The organism is Sphingopyxis sp. RIFCSPHIGHO2_12_FULL_65_19 (assembly GCF_001830555.1).
Lineage (GTDB): Bacteria > Pseudomonadota > Alphaproteobacteria > Sphingomonadales > Sphingomonadaceae > Sphingopyxis.
In genome coordinates this window covers 19,721-37,188 of the sequence record NZ_MIAM01000032.1, presented here as the reverse complement: position 1 = coordinate 37,188, position 17,468 = coordinate 19,721, and the positions used below count along the sequence as shown (strand labels likewise).

17 protein-coding genes are annotated in these 17,468 nt (G+C 67.6%); 9 read left to right on the top strand and 8 right to left on the bottom strand.

Annotated features, from left to right (window positions below):
- Positions 1–161: 161 nt before the first annotated feature.
- Positions 162–851, bottom strand: coding sequence for a uroporphyrinogen-III synthase (locus tag A3E77_RS10470; RefSeq protein WP_293645671.1), 690 nt, complete (start codon positions 849–851; stop codon positions 162–164).
- Entirely contained in the window at positions 848–1,795 is a 948-nt protein-coding gene (hemC, locus tag A3E77_RS10465; RefSeq protein ID WP_293645669.1) for a hydroxymethylbilane synthase, read from the bottom strand. The genes A3E77_RS10470 and hemC overlap by 4 nt, the downstream gene beginning before the upstream one ends.
- Positions 1,796–1,938: 143 nt before the next feature.
- Between hemC and tsaD the strand changes: the two genes are divergently transcribed.
- The 3 genes from tsaD to A3E77_RS10450 all read left to right on the top strand — a co-directional run bounded on the left by tsaD (position 1,939) and on the right by A3E77_RS10450 (position 5,589).
- Positions 1,939–2,973 (top strand): tRNA (adenosine(37)-N6)-threonylcarbamoyltransferase complex transferase subunit TsaD, encoded by a 1,035-nt coding sequence (gene tsaD / locus A3E77_RS10460; RefSeq protein WP_293645667.1) that lies wholly within the window; start codon positions 1,939–1,941, stop codon positions 2,971–2,973.
- Positions 2,970–3,977 (top strand): NAD(P)H-dependent glycerol-3-phosphate dehydrogenase, encoded by a 1,008-nt coding sequence (locus A3E77_RS10455; protein ID WP_458574436.1) that lies wholly within the window; start codon positions 2,970–2,972, stop codon positions 3,975–3,977. The genes tsaD and A3E77_RS10455 overlap by 4 nt, the downstream gene beginning before the upstream one ends.
- 76 nt (positions 3,978–4,053) lie before the next feature.
- Positions 4,054–5,589, top strand: a complete 1,536-nt coding sequence (locus tag A3E77_RS10450; RefSeq protein ID WP_293645665.1) for a lipopolysaccharide biosynthesis protein — start codon at positions 4,054–4,056, stop codon at positions 5,587–5,589.
- On the opposite strand, the gene A3E77_RS10445 is transcribed toward A3E77_RS10450, so the two are convergent.
- Positions 5,586–5,843, bottom strand: a complete 258-nt coding sequence (locus A3E77_RS10445; RefSeq protein ID WP_293645663.1) for a hypothetical protein — start codon at positions 5,841–5,843, stop codon at positions 5,586–5,588. The two genes, A3E77_RS10450 and A3E77_RS10445, sit on opposite strands and share 4 nt — an antisense overlap.
- A 54-nt stretch (positions 5,844–5,897) precedes the next feature.
- A complete protein-coding gene (locus A3E77_RS10440; RefSeq protein WP_293645661.1) occupies positions 5,898–6,896 on the bottom strand; it encodes an adenosine kinase in 999 nt (332 codons plus the stop codon).
- 109 nt (positions 6,897–7,005) lie between these two features.
- Here A3E77_RS10440 and A3E77_RS10435 point away from each other — a divergent pair, with 109 nt between their 5' ends.
- Both A3E77_RS10435 and A3E77_RS10430 read left to right on the top strand, forming a co-directional pair.
- Positions 7,006–7,689 carry an EI24 domain-containing protein gene (locus tag A3E77_RS10435; RefSeq protein ID WP_293645659.1) on the top strand — a complete coding sequence of 228 codons (684 nt, stop codon included), beginning with the start codon at positions 7,006–7,008 and terminating at the stop codon, positions 7,687–7,689.
- Entirely contained in the window at positions 7,686–8,063 is a 378-nt protein-coding gene (locus A3E77_RS10430) for a hypothetical protein (RefSeq protein WP_293645657.1), read from the top strand. Before A3E77_RS10435 ends, A3E77_RS10430 begins: the two co-directional genes overlap by 4 nt.
- A gap of 39 nt (positions 8,064–8,102) precedes the next feature.
- On the opposite strand, the gene queG is transcribed toward A3E77_RS10430, so the two are convergent.
- Complete coding sequence (gene queG / locus A3E77_RS10425) at positions 8,103–9,167, bottom strand: tRNA epoxyqueuosine(34) reductase QueG (RefSeq protein WP_293645655.1); 1,065 nt, start codon at positions 9,165–9,167, stop codon at positions 8,103–8,105.
- 49 nt (positions 9,168–9,216) lie between these two features.
- On the opposite strand from queG, the gene A3E77_RS10420 reads away from it, so the two are divergent.
- From A3E77_RS10420 to msrB, 4 genes are all read left to right on the top strand, one after another.
- Positions 9,217–10,191, top strand: a complete 975-nt coding sequence (locus tag A3E77_RS10420) for an ABC transporter ATP-binding protein (RefSeq protein ID WP_293645653.1) — start codon at positions 9,217–9,219, stop codon at positions 10,189–10,191.
- Complete coding sequence (locus A3E77_RS10415; protein ID WP_293645651.1) at positions 10,188–11,471, top strand: ABC transporter permease; 1,284 nt, start codon at positions 10,188–10,190, stop codon at positions 11,469–11,471. The genes A3E77_RS10420 and A3E77_RS10415 overlap by 4 nt, the downstream gene beginning before the upstream one ends.
- Before the next feature lie 89 nt (positions 11,472–11,560).
- Complete coding sequence (locus tag A3E77_RS10410) at positions 11,561–12,796, top strand: cytochrome P450 (protein WP_293645649.1); 1,236 nt, start codon at positions 11,561–11,563, stop codon at positions 12,794–12,796.
- Between the two features lie 44 nt (positions 12,797–12,840).
- Entirely contained in the window at positions 12,841–13,326 is a 486-nt protein-coding gene (msrB, locus tag A3E77_RS10405; protein ID WP_293645647.1) for a peptide-methionine (R)-S-oxide reductase MsrB, read from the top strand.
- Positions 13,327–13,332: 6 nt separating this feature from the next.
- On the opposite strand, the gene A3E77_RS10400 is transcribed toward msrB, so the two are convergent.
- The 3 genes from A3E77_RS10400 to A3E77_RS10390 are packed head-to-tail and all read right to left on the bottom strand — an operon-like array spanning position 13,333 to position 17,180.
- A complete protein-coding gene (locus tag A3E77_RS10400) occupies positions 13,333–15,192 on the bottom strand; it encodes a hypothetical protein (RefSeq protein ID WP_293645645.1) in 1,860 nt (619 codons plus the stop codon).
- Positions 15,189–15,620, bottom strand: coding sequence for a GtrA family protein (locus A3E77_RS10395; RefSeq protein WP_293645643.1), 432 nt, complete (start codon positions 15,618–15,620; stop codon positions 15,189–15,191). The genes A3E77_RS10400 and A3E77_RS10395 overlap by 4 nt, the downstream gene beginning before the upstream one ends.
- A 24-nt stretch (positions 15,621–15,644) precedes the next feature.
- The gene (locus A3E77_RS10390; RefSeq protein WP_293645641.1) at positions 15,645–17,180 is read right to left on the bottom strand and encodes an NAD(P)/FAD-dependent oxidoreductase; all 1,536 of its coding nucleotides are present in this window, start codon (positions 17,178–17,180) and stop codon (positions 15,645–15,647) included.
- Between the last annotated feature and the right edge of the window lie 288 nt (positions 17,181–17,468).

Below are 17,468 nucleotides of genomic sequence, written 5' to 3'. Positions count from 1 at the left end.
GATTTACCGCCCATCCGCCAACCGCAATCCCGACCAGGAGCAGGAGGAAGGCACCCAGGGCGACGGCGCGGAACGATAGGCCTCTCGTCGGGACCGCCTCGTCCGCGGTCGGCGAGGTGGTGTCGATGCTGTCGATTGCCATGTTTCTCTTTCGAACGACCCTATTTTGCACCCTTGTGCCACAAAGCGCGCGCCTGTGCCAATATTGCAACATCGTTGGGCTGTCCCGCGATGGCGAGATCGCGCCACCCCTCCCCCGCCGCCGCCGCGACCGCGGGGCTGATTGCGACGAGCGAAAGGTGCCCGCGCGCAGGGCCGACAAGGTCGGAAATGCGCGTCGCGGCGCGCGCCGAATGCGCCAGCAACACCGCGGGCGCGGCAATGGTTTCGGTCCAGTCCGGCGGCGGCGGGACGGGATCGACGGCATAGCAAGGCAGCGGCGTAATCGCCACGCCCGGCGCGCCAATTTCGGATCGATCGCGGCCGCAAAGCCATAATATGTTTGGGATATTTTCCGCAGCCATGGCGTCAAGAAGCCGCCGGGCATCGGCCGTTCCGGTCATCGCCACGGTCAACCCCGCCATTTCCGCCGCGCGCGCGGTGGCGGCGCCAACGGCATAGACGGGCAACGCGGCCAGGCAAGCGAACCCCGGGCCCGCGAGCCGCGCCGCGGCGGCGCTGGTCAGCAGCAGCGCGTCGAAATCGCCCACCGGCGGCACCGTCCAGTCCACCGCATGCGACGCAAAAAGCGGCGCGGGGCGCGCATCGAAACCCATGTCCCGCGCGCGCTGGACCGTCGCCGCATTGCCCGGTTCGGGCCGCGTGACGATCAGCGGCGGGCCGTCGGTCATGGGTGGAACAGCCGCCGAACGCTGTCGGGCGCTTCACCGAGCAGGCGGCGCGCCAACGCTTCGGGGTCGCCCGATGCCGCGACGATGATGTGCCCCGCGGCATGATCGGCGCCATCGTCCGAGAACATCTCGGCATCGAGGCGCAGCGTGCCGTCGGCCAGCCAGTGCGCGTGCGCCGCGACGGGCGAGCGGCAATCGCCACCGAGTGCCGCCAGAAAGACGCGCTCGGCCATTACCGCCCGGTGCGTCGGCGCATGATCGACCGCCGCCAGCAGCGCGCGGGTCGCCGCATCGTCGGCGCGGCATTCGATCCCGATCGCGCCCTGCGACGCGGCGGGAAGCAGCAAGCCCGCATCCTGCACCGTCCCGACGTCGTGCATCCCCAGACGCGCGAGCCCCGCCGCCGCCAGCAACGTCGCATCGGCGTCGCCCCCGGCAATCTTCGCGAGCCGCGTCGCGACATTACCGCGCAACAACACGGTTTCGAGATCGGGGCGGATACGCTTCACCTGCGCGGCGCGGCGGGGGCTGCTCGTGCCCAGCCGCGCGCCATGCGGCAAATCGGCGATCGACGCGGCATCGATCCCCTCGCGCACGACCAACCGGTCGCGCGGATCGGCCCGTTCGAGCATCGCGCCCAGGAAAAAACGCGCGTCGCGCAGCGTTTCGACATCTTTCAGCGAATGGACCGCGATGTCGATCGTCCCGGCGTCGAGCGCCGCATCGAGTTCGCGGGTCCACAGCGCCTTGCCGCCCACGTCGGCGAGCGCCCGGTCCTGAATCTTGTCGCCCGTCGCGGTCATCGGCACGATGTCGAGCGCGGCCATGTCGATGCCATGGCTGGCAATCAGCGCCGCAGCCGCCATATGTGCCTGAGCCATCGCCAGCGGCGACGCGCGCGTGCCGATACGCAGCGGGTTTTCGGGGGTCGGAAATGAAGTCATGGCCCGCTGCTAGAGCATTTCCAGAAAAAGTGGGAACCGGTTTTTCGACCGGAAATGCTCCAGACATCATCGGGAGCCTTTTCAAAGACTCCGCCGCGGGTTGCCCTGACGATAAAGGGGCGGGTAAAGGAACGCGCAACAATATGACCCTGATCCTCGGCCTTGAATCGAGCTGCGACGAGACCGCGGCAGCGCTCGTCGACAGCGAACGGCGCATTTTGGCGCATCGCGTCGCGGGGCAGGAGGCCGAGCACAGCCCCTATGGCGGCGTCGTTCCCGAAATCGCCGCGCGCGCGCATGTCGATCGGCTGGCGCCGATCGTCGAGGGCGTCCTGGCCGACGCGGGCGTCACGCTCGCCGACGTCGACGCCATCGCCGCGACCGCCGGGCCGGGGCTGATCGGCGGCGTGATGGTCGGGCTCGTTACCGGAAAGGCGCTCGCCCACGCCGCGCACAAGCCGCTGATCGCGGTCAACCATCTCGAAGGCCATGCGCTGTCGCCGCGCCTCGCCGACGCCGGGCTCGAATTCCCCTATCTGCTGCTGCTGGTGTCGGGGGGGCATTGCCAATTGCTGCTGGTGCGCGGCGTCGGCGATTACCGCCGTCTTGCCACCACCATCGACGACGCCGCGGGCGAAGCGTTCGACAAGACCGCGAAGCTGCTCGGCCTCGGCTATCCCGGCGGCCCCGCGGTCGAGCGCATCGCGCGGGACGGCAATCCGCACGCGGTGCCGCTCCCGCGCCCGCTGGTCGGCAGCGCCGAACCGCATTTCTCCTTCGCCGGGCTGAAAAGCGCCGTGGCGCGGGCGGCTGCGTCCGGCACGCACAGCATCCCCGACCTCGCCGCCTCGTTTCAGCAGGCGGTGGTCGACTGCCTCGTCGACCGCAGCCGCATCGCGCTGGCCGCCTGTCCCGACGCGACCGCCTTCGTTGTCGCGGGCGGGGTCGCCGCGAACGGCGCCATCCGCAGCGCGCTGACCGACCTCGCCGCCCGGTTCGACAAGCCGTTCGTGGCGCCGCCGCTGTGGCTGTGCACCGACAATGGCGCAATGATCGCCTGGGCCGGCGCCGAACGCTTTGCCGCGGGCCTGACCGACGATCTGGGGGTGGCGGCGCGCCCGCGCTGGCCGCTCGATCCCGACGCGGAAGCCGTGCGCGGCGCCGGAGTGAAGGCATGAACCGTGAAAGCATGACGTCAATTCCGCACTTCGGCGTGATCGGCGGCGGTGCGTGGGGCACTGCGCTCGCCCAGCTGCTCGCCACCGACGGCGTGCCGGTGCGCCTCTGGGCGCGCGAGGCCGAGGTGGTGTCGGCGATCAACCGCGATCATGCCAATCCGGTTTTCCTCCCCGGCGCGGCGCTGTCGCCCTCGCTGACGGCGACCGCCGATCTTGCCGACATGGCCGACCTCGATGCACTGCTGTTGGTCGTGCCAGTGCCCTTCCTGCGCGCGGTGCTCGCCGAACTGCCCGCGGGCGACGCCCCGTTGATCCTGTGCAGCAAGGGCATGGAAGCGGGCAGCTTCGCCTTCCCGATCGACATGGCGCGCGACCTTGCGCCGCAGCGTCCGCACGCCGTGCTGTCGGGACCGACCTTTGCGCATGAGGTTGCCGCGGGGCTTCCCACCGCAATCACTCTCGCCGCCGCCGATGCGGCCGTCGCGAACCGGATCGCTCAGGCGCTCGCGCGTCCGCACTTTCGCCCTTATGTTTCCACCGACGTCATCGGCGCGGAAATTGGCGGCGCGGTCAAGAATATCCTCGCGATCGCTTGCGGTATCGTCGACGGTGCCGGGCTGGGGCTCAACGCGCGCGCGGCGCTGATCAGCCGCGGCTTTGCCGAAATGACGCGGTTCGGCCTGGCGCGCGGCGCGCAGGCCGAAACGCTTGCCGGCCTGGCCGGGCTTGGCGACCTAGTCCTCACCTGCACATCGCCCAATTCCCGCAATTTCGCGCTCGGCCAGGGGCTCGGCCGCGGCGAAAGTGCCGAGGTGCTGATGGCCGATCGCCGCACCGTCGCCGAGGGCGCGTTCAGCGCGCCCGTCGTTGCCGCCGCCGCGCGCGCCGACGGCATCGACATGCCGATCACCGAAACCGTCGCGCGCCTTGTCGCGGGCGAAACCCGGGTGGCCGAAGCCATTCAGGCGCTGCTCAGCCGACCGCTGCGATCCGAAGGGCGATGAAATGTTTCGACCAATTGCCTGCACTCCCCCGCCGCGCTAGACTGCGCTTCGGGGAGCAGCAGAAGGGGCGCCAGGCTTGAGCCAAACGGACAGCGCAGCCGCGCCCCCTTCGTCGGCCCTTCCCTCGGGGGATGCGGACACGGCCGCGCTCGCCAAGGGCGGGCGCACCAATTTTTTCGGCTTCCTCCTACGCCTCGTCGCGCGCCTGCCCTTCCTCTATGTGGCGGGCCGCTGGTACGGGCCCGAAGCGGTCGGGCGTTTCGCCTTTGCCGTCCTCGTCATCGAACTCGTCGCGCAGCTTGCGACGCTGGGGCTGAAGCGCGGCCTCGCCGAACAATTGAGCGCCCCCGGCGCCGACCACCGCACCGTCGTCTGGGACGGTATGTTCGTCGCCTTCCTCGCCTCGGCGACGGGGTCGGCGATCCTCTTCCTGCTGCCCCAGCTCATGTATCCGGCGGGCGGGATCGACAGCGCCGACCGCTGGATGGCGCTGCTTGTTTTCGCGATCGCGGGCACCGACATCGCGCTCGCCGCCTGCGCCTATAGATTCGACATCGGCGCCACCGTGCGCGCGCGCGCGATTGTCGAGCCGTGGGTGATCAGCGCCGCCGCAGCCGGATTCTGGTTTGTATCGGCGCGCGACGGGCTGATGCTCTCCTACGCTGCGGCGATGCTCGGTGCCTTTCTGACCGCGCTGATTCCGATGATCCGCCATTATGGCGGCCCCGGCGTCTGGCGCCCGCATCCCGCGCACCTGATCGGCCTTGCGCGGCGGAATGCCCCGCTCGCCGCCGCCGACGCGATCGAATGGGGAACGCGCCGCCTGGACCTCTTCATCCTCGGCCAGTTCACCTCGCCGACGATCTACGGCATCTATTATATGGCGCAGCAGGTCGCCTCGCTGCCGCAAAAGCTCAAGACCAGTTTCGAGCCGATCCTTGGCCCCGTCATCACGCGCAACCTTGCCGAAAACCGGCTTGCCGCCGTGGCGGCACAGGTCAGCCAGGTCGGTTTCTGGATCATCGCCGCCCAGGCCGGCGTCGCGCTCGCGCTCGGCATCCCCGGCGAAGCGGTGATGGGCCTCGTCGGACCTGAGTTCGTCAGCGGCACCGCCGCGCTGGCGTTCCTGCTCGCCGCCGAGGTCGTGGCCGCGACCGCCGTGGTCAGCGAGGCGGCGCTCGTCTATGTTGCGCGCCACCGCAATCTTTTGATCAGCATCGCGACGCTCGCGCTCCAGGCGGGGCTCAGCGTCGCGCTGATCCTGATCGCGCAATCCATGGGCCTGCCCCCGATCACCTATGCTGGTGCCGTCGCGCTCGCGCTGATGCTCGCGCTCGGCTTCGCCTCGCTGGTCAAGGCGCGGCTGCTCGGGCGCATCCTGGGCGCCCCGGTGAACAGCCTGCGCTGGGCGCTGGTGTGGGCCACCGGCGGCGCAACGGTGCTCGGATGGGGGGCGACGCAGCTTCCCGAATGGGCCGAACTGCTGATCGGGGTGCCCTTCATCCTCGGGATCTACGCCTGGCTGATCTGGACCCGCGGGTTCGGCCCCGCCGACCGGGCGCTGTTCAAGAAGCACCCCGATCCGGCGGAACCGGCCGCAGAGCGTCCTTAATCGACCGCTTGCTGCGCGGCGTCGCCGATGTCCTGCGCGGCATCGCCGACCTTTTGCGCCGCTTCGGTGACCGCACCCGTCTGGGCATTGTCGTTGGCGAGGAACTGGAACCCCACGAACGCCGCAACCGCCAGCACGACAAGCAGGATCAGGCCCATGCCCAACCCGCCGCCGCGCCGCGGTTCGCGGTCGATGATCGTCGTCGTGTGCGTCGTCCCGTCGGGCGCGCGCGTTTCGTGAATTTCATCGGCCATGATCGTCTCCTTTGCCTGATGGCGCATAGGACGCTTCATGTCCGATGAAGGTTCCTAGCCGAGGCGCGCGGCGACCTGTGCCTTAAGGTCGGTTTGCGCACGTGGGCCGACCTGCGCGATGATTTCGCGCGCGCACACGGCGCCCATCGTCAGACAGTCGGCGATCGAACGCCCCTGTGCCTGGCCCGACAGGAAACCGGCGGCAAACAGGTCGCCCGCGCCCGTGGTGTCGACGACGGTGTCGATCGGTTCGGCACCGACTTCGGTGCGTTCGCCGCCGGTGATCGCCAGCGCGCCGTGCGACCCGCGCGTCACGACGAGCAACGGCACCTGCGGCGCGATCTTGGCGACCGCGGCCTCGAAATCTTCGGTTTCGGCCAACGCGCAAATCTCGACCTCGTTCGCGAACAGGATGTCGAACAATCCCTCGGCGATCAGGTTGCGGAAATCGGCGCCGTGGCGGTCGATGATGAAGGCGTCGGACAGGGTGAAGGCGACCTTGCGCCCCGCGCCCCGCGCCACGTCGATCGCGCGCCGCATCGCCGCGCGCGACAGTTCGGGGTCCCACAAATAACCTTCGAGGTAGAGGATGTCGGAATCGGCGATCCACGCTTCGTCGATCATCGACTGTTCGAGCAGGTGGCTGGCGCCGAGAAAGGTGTTCATCGTCCGCTGCCCATCGGGGGTGACGAGGATCAGGCAACGCGCGGTCGGCGCGCCTTCGCCCAGCGGCGGGGTTTCATAAGCCACGCCGAGCGCGCGCAGGTCGTGCGTAAAGACATGGCCGAGCTGGTCGTCGGCGACCTGGCCGATGAAGCTGCACCGCTGGCCGAGCGCCGCCATCCCGGCGAGCGTGTTGGCGGCCGAACCGCCCGACATCTCGATCGCGGGCCCCATCGCTGCATAAAGCCGTTCGGCCTCGTCGGCGTCGATCAGCCGCATCGACCCCTTGGTCAGGCCTTCGGCGGTAATCAGCGCATCGTCGGCGCGGGCAATGACGTCGACGATCGCATTGCCGATGGCAACAACGTCGAAACGGGCGGTGGAGGCCATGAAATATCCTGTGATGCGTGGAAAAAGCTGCCGCGCGCCTTAGGCGGCGGCGCCGCGCAAGGCAAGCAGAACGCTTGACGCGCGCGGCGGCGCCCACCATCCCCTGGGCATGACCCGCGCCGTTCACGCTTTCCTGCTCGCGCTCAAGGACTTGCCCCACCCACGCGTGATGCGGGTGCTGGCACAGAGCCTTGCGCTGACGCTGTTGCTGCTCGCCGCGTCGGGGGCCGCGATCTTCCTTGCCGCGCGCTGGGGGCTTGCGCACTGGCAATGGCTGGGCGCGGCACAGCAGGATATGGCAGGAATATTGATCGTCCTTGCGCTGGTCGCGGGCAGCTGGCTGCTGTTCCGCGCGGTCGCGATCGTCGTTGTCGGACTGTTCGCCGACGGCATCGTCGCCGACGTCGAGGGGCGCCACTATCCCGCTGCGGCGCAGCGCGCCGTCGACGTCGACTGGCGGCAGAATATCCGCCTGGCGCTCGCATCGCTCGTCCGGCTCGTCGGCGGCAATCTGCTCGCGCTGCCCGTCTATATCCTGCTCCTCATCACCGGGATCGGCACGCCGATCTTTGCCCTGCTCGTCAACGCGCTGCTACTCGGCCGCGACCTGGAGGCGATGGTGCTCGCGCGCCACCCCGAACGGCCGCGCTTCGACCGCCCGGCGCGCTGGTCGCTCGGGCTGCTGTCCGCCGCAAGCTTCATGGTGCCCATCGCCAATCTGTTGGCGCCCATCCTGAGCGCCGCTATGGCGGTGCACATGCTGCACCTGCGCGACGGGAACGAAAAAAAATGATCCAGAAGAACCGGCTGACGGCGATCGCCGGCCTCGCCCTGACGCTTGGCGCCTGCGCCGGCCCGGCGATTCCGCGTCCCGCAACGCCGCCCGCCGCCGGGCCGCCGCCATCGGCAGTGGTTCGGCCGGTGCAAAATAATGCGCTGATCGGCAACAGCGCCGACGCCGTCGGCCGGATGTTCGGCAAACCGCGGCTCGACGTCAGCGAGGGCGCCGGCCGCAAGCTGCAATTCGCCGGAACGGCGTGTGTGCTCGACGTCTATTTCTATGCCCCGCGCGCGGGCGCCAATCCGGTCGCCACGCATGTCGATGCCCGCACCCCCGATGGCCGCAACGCCGAAGTGAACAGCTGCGCGCAGTCGCTGCGGCGCTAGCGTCCGGACGGGCGCGCGCCGCTTTCCCGACAAGCGACGTCAAGCCGTCAGTTCGGCCAGCGCCCACAGCGCCGCGTCGGCAACCATCGGCGATTCGTCCGCCGCCAGCCGCGTCAGCGCCGGGACAAAACGCGTATCACCGCTGTTCCCGGCCGCGATCGCGGCGTTGCGTACCATCCGCCCGCGTCCGATCCTTTTGATCGGCGACCCCGCAAAGACCTGCCGGAAATCGGCGTCGTCGAGCGCAAGCAGGTCGCCGAGCGACGGCGCCGCCAGTTCGGCGCGCGGCAGGAAAGCCCGGTGCGCGCGCGCGGTGTCGGCAAATTTATTCCACGGACAGGCCGCCAGGCAATCGTCGCAGCCATAGATGCGGTTTCCGATGCCGCGGCGCAGCGCGACCGGGATCGGGCCATTATGCTCGATCGTGAGGTAAGAGATGCAGCGCCGCGCATCGAGCCGATAGGGCGCCGGAAAGGCGCCGGTCGGACAGGCGTCCTGGCATGCCGCGCAGCTACCGCATGTATCGCGCCCCGGCGCCGATGGGGTCAGGTCGATCGTCGTGTAGATCGCGCCGAGGAACAGCCAGCTGCCATGATCGCGGCTGACGAGGTTGGTATGCTTGCCCTGCCAGCCCAGCCCGGCGGCGGCCGACAACGGCTTTTCCATCACCGGCGCCGTGTCGACGAACACCTTGACCTCGGCGTCTTTCACTTCGCCGACCAGCCAGCGCGCCACGGCTTTCAGCGCCTTTTTGACGACGTCATGATAATCGCCGCCCTGCGCATAAACCGAAACGCGCCCGCGCGTCGGATGATCGGCCAGCGCCAGCGGGTCGAGCGCCGGGGCATAGCTCATGCCAAGGGCGATCACCGATTTGACCTCGGGCCACAGGCCCTTGGGCGATCCGCGCTGCGCCGCGCGGCTTTCCATCCAGATCATGTCGCCGTGACGCCCCTCGGCCAGCCATTGCTCCAGCCGGGCGGCGGTTTGCGGCGCCGCATCGGCGCCCGCGATCCCGAATGCGGCGAAACCATGCGCGCGGGCGACCGCTTCGAGGCGGTCTTCGAGCGAGTGCGTTTCCGGGGGCAAGGCTTCCGCAACCATTGGCGCTCTATACGCGAGCCACCTCGACGTGCCATAGTTTGCATGATTGATGATTGGGGACCGGAGTTTGAGCGATTTCAGCGTCGAGGCGAATGGCCTCACCAAATATTTCGGCAATTTCAAAGCGGTCGATCAGGTCAGCCTCGCGGTGCCGGCGGGCAGCATCTATGGTGTGCTGGGCCCCAATGGCGCGGGCAAGACGACCAGCCTGCGGATGACCCTCGGCATCATCGACCCGGACGAGGGAACGAGCCGCCTGCTCGGCGGGCAGCGGCCGCAGAGCGTCCGCAACCGGATCGGCTATCTTCCCGAGGAGCGCGGGCTGTATCCCGGCATGAAGGCGCGCGAAGCGATTGCCTTCATGGGCGCGCTGCGCGGGCTCGACTGGTCGGAAGGGCGCCGTCGCGCGGCGGGGTTCATGACCGAACTCGGACTCGAACGCGTGATCGACGAAAAGATCCGCAAGATGTCGAAGGGCATGGCGCAGATGATCCAGCTGATCGGCTCGATCGTCCACGCGCCCGACCTCATCGTCCTCGACGAACCTTTTTCCGGGCTCGACCCGGTCAACCAGGAACGGCTGGAGATGCTGGTCCGGCGCGAACGCGACCGCGGCGCGACCATCCTTTTTTCGACGCATGTCATGGCGCATGCCGAACGATTGTGCGACCGGATCGCGATCATCGCGCGCTCGCAAAGGCGCTTCGAGGGCACGGTCGACGATGCGCGCGCATTGTTGCCGATGCAGGTCCGCTACACCCCGCGCAGAGCGGACGATCCCGCCGCGGTCGCCGCCAATCTGCCCGCGGGCGCCGACCTGCGCGGCGACGCCTGGCATTTCGCGATTCAGGATGGCGATGTCGAACCCCTGCTCGCGCGCATCACCGCAAGCGGTCATGGCGTCACCGGCCTGTCGATCAGCCGCCCCGCGCTCCACGATGCCTTTGTCCATATCGTCCGCCAGGTCGATGCGGGGTTCGACGCCAACCCCGCGATCGACGCCGTAGAGGAAGCCAGCGCATGACCCCCTTCATCCGCAGCATGTTCGTGGTTGCGCGGCGGGACTTCCTGGCGATTGTCGCCACCCCGACCTTTCTCCTGTTCCTGCTCGCCCCCCTGTTCATGGTCGGCATGGGGCTGGCGGGCGGCATGGGCGCCTCGCAGCTTGCCGACAGCGCGCGCGGCGCCGGCCGGATCGTCGTCGTCGCCGATGCGGCCGATGTCGAGGCGCTGCGCAGCGCCGATGCGCGGCTTCGCGGCGCGATGGGCCGCGAACCGGCGGCGCTCGACATCCGGATCGCCAGTCCCGCCGCCGCCGACCCGGTGACGATCGCGCGCGAAAAGGGCAGCGACACCTATGCGGTGATGAGCGGCCCGCTGTCCGCGCCGCGCATCGTCGAACGCGAACAGGGCAGCAGTTCGGGCCGCTATCTCGCGCTGCTGGCGGGCGATGTTCAGCGGGCACGCGCCGCGGGGCCCCTGCCGCCCGTTTCGCCGCGCTTTGAATCGCTCTCGAACGGCGGCACCAGCATCGCGGTGCAGCAATCTCTGGGGTTCGGCGCGGTGTTCATCATCTTCCTGCTGACGCTGCTCCTCGCCGGTCAGACGGTCAGCTCGCTGGCCGAGGAAAAGGGCAATAAGGTCATCGAGATCCTGGCCGCCGCGGTGCCGCTGGAAAGCGTTTTCCTCGGCAAGCTGCTCGGGATGCTTGGCGTCGCCATGCTGTTCATCGCCTTTTGGGTCATCCTCGCGATGGGGGGCGGCATGGTCGCCGCCACGCAGGTCGATCCGGCGGCGCTCGCCGCGGCGGGCAAGCCAGCTGCCACGCTCGCCGCGACACCCGCGACCGGCTGGCCCTTCTTTCTGGGCATCGGTTTCGCCTATTTCATCCTCTCCTTCCTGCTTTTGGGGGCTGCTTTCCTCGGCGTCGGGGCGCAGGCAGCGACGGTGCGCGAGATTCAGATGCTCAGCCTGCCCATCACCATTTTTCAGGTCGGCATGTTCAGCCTGTCGGCGGGCGCCGCGAGCGCGCCGGGCAGCAGCCTGGCCCGTTTTGCCGAGGTTTTCCCATTCTCGTCACCGCTCGCAATGGCGGCACGCGCCGCGACCGACGATGCCAAGGCGGTGCATCTGCTCGCGCTGGGCTGGCAGGCAATCTGGGTCGCGCTGGTCATCTGGGTTTCGGTGCGACTGTTCCGGTCCGGGGTGCTGAGCAGCGGCAGCGGCTGGAAATTCTGGCAGCGCAAAAGGACGATTGCGGCCGCGGCCGCGGCCGGGGAAGCGGTTTCGTCCCAGCTTCGTTGACAAAGCTGTAAACAGTGGCATCCTGCAACTGATCTGGCCGACGGCGGCAAACGCCCGCGGCGAGTCCCTTTTGAGGAGGAGGATGCCCGATGGCGAGCCTAGCCGCGCCCCAGCCTGTCACCGACCGTTACGACATGAGTCCCGCTGCGATCTATTCGGAGGATCGCTGGCAGGCGCCGTTCGCCGAAATCCGCAAGGCGGGCGGCATCGTCAAATGCGAAGACAGCGTCCACGGCCCCTATTGGAATATCGCCAGCCACCAGGCGATCCAGCATGTCGAGGCGCTGCCCGACATTTACAGCTCGTCGTGGGAATATGGCGGAATCACGATCCTCGAACGCGACGAGGATGAGGATTTCCGCCTGCCGATGTTCATCGCGATGGACCGGCCGCAGCACACCGAACAGCGCCGCACCGTCGCGCCCGCCTTCACCCCCGCCGAAATGACGCGCCTGTCGGAAGATATTCGCAGCCGCACCGGCGAGGTGCTCGACGGCCTGCCGTGGGGCGAAACATTCGACTGGGTCGACCGCGTGTCGATGGAATTGACGACGCAGATGCTCGCGCTGCTGTTCGATTTCCCGTGGGAGGACCGGCGCAAGCTCACCGAATGGTCCGACTGGATGGGCGACGTCGAACTCGCGCAAAAGGTCGAACTCAAGGAACAGCGCCGCGCGGTGCTCGAGGAAGCCTTTGTCTATTTCCAGCGGCTCTGGATGGAAAAGCTCGACCAGCCGCCGACCCCCGACCTGTTGTCGATGATGCTGCACAGCGAAGCGATGCGCAACATGGACAAATATGAATTCATCGGGAACCTCGTGCTGCTGATCGTCGGCGGCAACGACACGACGCGCAACACCATGTCGGGGCTCGCTTATGGGCTCGACCAGTTTCCCGACCAGCGCGCCAAGCTCGAAGCCGATCCATCGCTGATCCCCAATGCGGTGAGCGAAATCATCCGCTGGCAGACCCCGCTCGCGCATATGCGCCGCACCGCACTCGAGGACGCCGACCTGTTCGGGCACCAGATCAAGAAAGGCGACAAGCTGATCCTCTGGTATCTGTCGGCGAACCGCGACGAAAGCGTGTTCGACGATGGCGAGGCGCTGAAACTCGACCGCGAAAATGCCCGGCGGCACCTGTCGTTCGGCTATGGCGTTCACCGCTGCGTCGGCGCGCGCCTTGCCGAACTGCAATTGCGCATCCTGCTCGAAGAGATGGCGGCGCGCCGGATGCGCGTGACCGTCACCGGCACCCCTGAGCGGGTCCACGCCTGCTTCGTCCATGGCTTCCGCACCTTGCCGGTGCAGATCGAGAAATATTGACCGGGGCTTGTAACCCCTGACCCAAGGGATACGTATCAAGGGACATGATCGAACGTCGTTATCTTCTGGGTGGCCTGGCGCTCGGCGGTGCCGTGATCGGCGCGCCGATGCTGTTCGCCAAATCGGCGCGGCCGAAAGCGGCACCCGGCTGGCAGCTGTCTGACGCCGAATGGAAAAAGCGCCTGTCGCCATTGCAATATCGCGTGCTGCGCGAGGCGGCGACCGAACGCCCCTTCACCAGCCCGCTCGACAAGGAAAAGCGCCGCGGCACCTTCGTTTGCGCGGGTTGCGCGCTGCCGCTTTATTCCAGCCGGACCAAATATGACAGCGGCACCGGCTGGCCCAGCTTCTGGGCACCGCTGCGCGGCGCGATCGGCACCTCGACCGACCGCGATCTGGGCTATCCGCGCACCGAAGTGCATTGCAAACGTTGCGGCGGCCACCTCGGCCATGTCTTCGACGACGGACCGAAACCGACGGGCAAACGCTATTGCATGAACGGCGCGGCGCTCGGCTTTCGCCCCGCCTGATCCGTATCACTCGGGCCGCACGCGCCACACCGACAGGCCCGCGCGCGCGCGTATCGGCACCGCTTCGAGCCACGCGGGCGGCGTTCCCGCATAAAGCTGCGCCGCGAGCCCGTCCTTGCGCGCCCGGCGATAGCCGGTGAAATCATTCGCCGTCGGGCAATAAACGATCAACCTCGCCTGTTGCTTGCGCACCAGCGCTTCGGCCGCGGCGGGATCGCCGATGAAGATATGGATCGTGTCTGCCATCGCCTCGCGGTTGCGATGATGGGGAGTCGCGACCAGGCTGTGGTGCGTCCAGAACAGGATGGACGGGCCGAGGTCGATCGGGGTCAAAATCGTCGTCGGCGGCAGCCGATCGAGCGCCGCGATCGCATCGCGGTCGAGGCAGGTCGCTTCGCGCGGCGTGACGGCTCCGGCGCCCTTGTCTGACGCCTTCGATGCCGGAACGATGGTCTCGAAAGCAGCGACGGCGGCCATGCTGCCGAGCAGCGGCAGGGTCAGCGCCGCCGCCACCGACGCCAGGATGCGCGGCAAAGTCGATGCGATCGAGCGCGCCCGCGTCCAGGCGCGCAGCCCGAGCCAGGCGCACCCCGGCAAGGCGAACAGATGGGCGGTGCCCGCGCTGCGCAGGACGAGCAGCGACAGCGCCGCCGCGCCCGCCAGCGCGACGATCACCGTCGCCCAGTTACGGCGATCGGCGGCATTTGCCGCGCTACGCCACGCGAGCAGCGACCCGGCCAACCCGACGAGCGAGGGCAGCAGCACATGGATCGCATCGGCCGGCTTCGACGCCCACACCGGCTGCCCTTCGAGCACGTGCCGATACCAATATTGAACAACGATCGGATCGAGCGACGCGAACGGCCCTTTGGCACATTGCGGTTCGGTCCAGACAAGCGCCCCCGCCGCCGCGACCCCGGCCGCGCCGATCCAGGCAAGGCGCGACCACGGCCGCGCAGGATGGGCGGCCGCTGCCGCGAAAATCAGCGCGGTGGCGGCGATGAAGGCCGCCAGATACGGCGCCGAGAGCGAATCGCACCAGTTTCCGATGAGCCCCGCCGGCCCCCGGGTCAGGAACTGGAACAGCAGCGCCCCGCCGGCCAGTGCGCCCATATAGCCGCACAGGCGCGCGCGGTCCTCGGCATGCCCGCCCACAACCCAGCGCAGCGCCGCCAGCCCCGCAAACAGTGCCGCGATCGGCAATCCCTCGATCGAAACCGCGATCAACGCCGCGGCGGCAAGCCCGGCGTAAATCCCGGCCCGGAATGTCGCGGGCCGCAACGCCTGTCCGATGACGATCATCGCGAGCAGGATTTGCCAGCCGTGATGGTCGATACGCAGCGGCCGAAACTGGACGATGATGTAGCCCGCCATGATCAGGAACAACGGCACGACAAGGGCGATCCGGCGATCGGACAGGTCGCGGTAGCCGAGCACACAGGCCACGCTGAGCGCGGCGCCGAGCAGCGGCGGCCACAGCGTCATCACCACCCGCTCGGCCATAGCCTGCCCGAAAAGCGGTTCGAGCAGAAAGACCCCGGCGGCCAGCGGCGCATCGACGATCCGCGACCAGTGCATCAGCACGCCGCCGCCCGCCGGATTGACGCGATATTGCGCCAGGTCCCACCAGGACTGGCCCGCCAGCAGGTCGCGGACCTGCACCATGCGCATCGCATCGTCGGTGTCGGACAGGTCGAGCGCGACGATCGCGCTCCAGTTGAAGATGATCGCAATCAGACTCATCGCCGCCCAGACGATCAGGGCGATCCGCACCGGCGTGAGCCAGGGCGCCAACATCATGCCGCCCGGGGGTGCCGACGCCGACGGCACCGGCGTGTCGGCGCCCGGCACGGCGGCGCCGGTCATGCCGCCGCGGCCCGGAATACGATATGGCGGCGAAGCAGATAGGTGGTCTGGAAACTGACGACGATCGCCGCCAGCTTGGCAAGCCGCGGATCGAGGCCGAACATGCTGCCGGTGCCAACGATGGCGGTCGTGACGGCGAGGCCGACCAGCGCCGAACCGACGAAAAGCAGTTTCTGCCGGTGACGCTCGCCGGTCCCGCGCGCCGCGGCGCCGTCGGCGAAGACAAGCCGGCTCGACACCATCCAGTGCACCAGGATTCCGGCGCAATAGCCGGTCGCCGACGCCGGAACCGGCGACAGCCCCGAATCAAGCAACAGCAGGAACAGCCCCGCATCGCTGCCCAGCGCGAGGGCGCTGGCTAGCAGATAGTTCAGCCAGCGTATCTCGCCGCGCCGGACCGACGCGATCAATTTGATGGCGGAATGCATCACGGCGGCGCCTCCAGCCTGGCCTCAGGCGGCCTTGGACACGCGTGCGGGGACGTCGCGAACCGACGCCAGCGCCGCCTGTTCGCCCTCGGTGCCGCTTTCATGATATTCGGCATCCTCGTTGACGCCCCAGATATCATAGAGTTTTTCGCCCGCGACGATGTTGCGCACCGTCAGCATCGCGGTCATCATCGCATGATCCTGGTTGTTATAGCGGTGCATGCCGTTGCGCCCGACCATGTGCAGCGTCGGGTAGCGCGCCTCCAGCTCGCGGCGCATCACGTCGACATGCGCGGCATATTCATCGTCGTAAACCGGATAGGCCTTTTCCTGCCGCACCACCGTGCCGCCGACGACATCTTCGGGATCGCAGAGGCCCAATATCTCCATTTCCTTCGTCGCCAGCGCGACCAGCTTCTCGTCGCTCGCCGACCAGAGCCCGTCGCCCTCGAAACAGAAATACTCCAGGCCGACGCAAGCAAGCTCGGGATCGGGCACCATTTCGGGCGACCAGCTGCGAAAATTCTGCACCCGGCCGACGCGCACCTTGCTGTCGTGGATATAAATCCAATTGTCGGGGAACAGGTCCTCCGACCGGATTTTCAACGCGACGGTCAGGAAGTCGCGATATTTGAGGTTCGGCGCCGCGCTCAACGCGCACGACGGCAGCGGATGGATACGCGCCGCCAGCTCGCGCATCGGCGCCGAGCTGATCACATGCGCCGCGTCGATCACGACATCGCCGTCGGGGCCGGTCGCGGTCATCCGCCAGCGGCCGGTCTTCTGGTCCTCCGTCAACTGCTTGAAACTGTGGCCCATCAGCACATGGTTGCCGCCCGCGACCACCTTGTCGCGCGCCGCGTCCCACATCATGCCGGGACCGAGCCGCGGGTAGCGAAAGGTTTCGAGCAGGGTCTTGGTCGCCATGCCGTCATTCGGGCGCTTGTTGAGCCCCAGGCTGCGCGTCAGCCCGTCGACCACCGCGGCGCCCAGCGAAAGCCCCTTGATGCGCTGCGCCGCCCAGTCAGCCGACATTTCGTCGCACGGCATCCCCCACACCTTCTCGGTATAGGTCTTGAAAAAGATCGAATAAAGCTTCCGCCCGAACTGGTTGATCGTCCAATCCTCGAAACTGCGCACCGCCTTGTTCGGAAACAGCTTTGCCTGCGCGTAGCTGATCATGCACAGCGTCGACCGGAAAATGCCGAGGTTCCACAACGCCTCGAAAGCGCGCAGCGGGTAGGAATAGAATTTGCCCTCATAATAGATGCGGCTCATTCGCGGGCGCTGGATGAAATCGTCGGGAAGAATCTCGTTCCACAGGTCGACGACTTCCTGGCTTTTGGAAAAAAAGCGATGCCCGCCGATGTCGAAGCGGAATCCTTCATGCTCGACCGTGCGGCTGATCCCGCCGACATAGACCGGGTCCTTCTCGATCACCGTCACGCTATAACCCTGGCGGGTCAGTTGGTAGGCGGCGGTCAGCCCCGCGGGGCCGGCGCCAATAATGGCAACGTCGGCGCTCGTCGGACGGCTTTTCGGACCAAAAGCTTCGGACATGATGATAGTTCCCCACAGGCAAATTCTTGCTCGTTACCCCTGTGACCAATCATGGATAAAAACTGGTTAACGTCGCGGCGACATTCTCGTGAACACGTGGCTTTCTGCCCTCGGCAGCGAAAGCATTTGCGGCAAAATCGCGTCGGCCGAGAAAGCGCGCGACAGGACAGGCGGACTGGCAATCTTGGGTGTCTCGACTTCGCTCGACACGAACGGACAGGGAGATTCGTCGGCTAGCGACCGATCCCCACGCCAAAGCCAACGCCTGCGAAAAAGGCCTTTCCTACA

Coding starts and splice junctions, on each gene's coding strand:
- A3E77_RS10470 (WP_293645671.1), bottom strand. CDS start 851: ATGACCGACGGCCCGCCGCTGATCGTCACGCGGCCCGAACCGGGCAAT.
- hemC (WP_293645669.1), bottom strand. CDS start 1,795: ATGACTTCATTTCCGACCCCCGAAAACCCGCTGCGTATCGGCACGCGC.
- tsaD (WP_293645667.1), top strand. CDS start 1,939: ATGACCCTGATCCTCGGCCTTGAATCGAGCTGCGACGAGACCGCGGCA.
- A3E77_RS10455 (WP_458574436.1), top strand. CDS start 2,970: ATGAACCGTGAAAGCATGACGTCAATTCCGCACTTCGGCGTGATCGGC.
- A3E77_RS10445 (WP_293645663.1), bottom strand. CDS start 5,843: ATGGCCGATGAAATTCACGAAACGCGCGCGCCCGACGGGACGACGCAC.
- A3E77_RS10440 (WP_293645661.1), bottom strand. CDS start 6,896: ATGGCCTCCACCGCCCGTTTCGACGTTGTTGCCATCGGCAATGCGATC.
- A3E77_RS10435 (WP_293645659.1), top strand. CDS start 7,006: ATGACCCGCGCCGTTCACGCTTTCCTGCTCGCGCTCAAGGACTTGCCC.
- A3E77_RS10430 (WP_293645657.1), top strand. CDS start 7,686: ATGATCCAGAAGAACCGGCTGACGGCGATCGCCGGCCTCGCCCTGACG.
- queG (WP_293645655.1), bottom strand. CDS start 9,167: ATGGTTGCGGAAGCCTTGCCCCCGGAAACGCACTCGCTCGAAGACCGC.
- A3E77_RS10420 (WP_293645653.1), top strand. CDS start 9,217: ATGATTGGGGACCGGAGTTTGAGCGATTTCAGCGTCGAGGCGAATGGC.
- A3E77_RS10415 (WP_293645651.1), top strand. CDS start 10,188: ATGACCCCCTTCATCCGCAGCATGTTCGTGGTTGCGCGGCGGGACTTC.
- A3E77_RS10410 (WP_293645649.1), top strand. CDS start 11,561: ATGGCGAGCCTAGCCGCGCCCCAGCCTGTCACCGACCGTTACGACATG.
- msrB (WP_293645647.1), top strand. CDS start 12,841: ATGATCGAACGTCGTTATCTTCTGGGTGGCCTGGCGCTCGGCGGTGCC.
- A3E77_RS10400 (WP_293645645.1), bottom strand. CDS start 15,192: ATGACCGGCGCCGCCGTGCCGGGCGCCGACACGCCGGTGCCGTCGGCG.
- A3E77_RS10395 (WP_293645643.1), bottom strand. CDS start 15,620: ATGCATTCCGCCATCAAATTGATCGCGTCGGTCCGGCGCGGCGAGATA.
- A3E77_RS10390 (WP_293645641.1), bottom strand. CDS start 17,180: ATGTCCGAAGCTTTTGGTCCGAAAAGCCGTCCGACGAGCGCCGACGTT.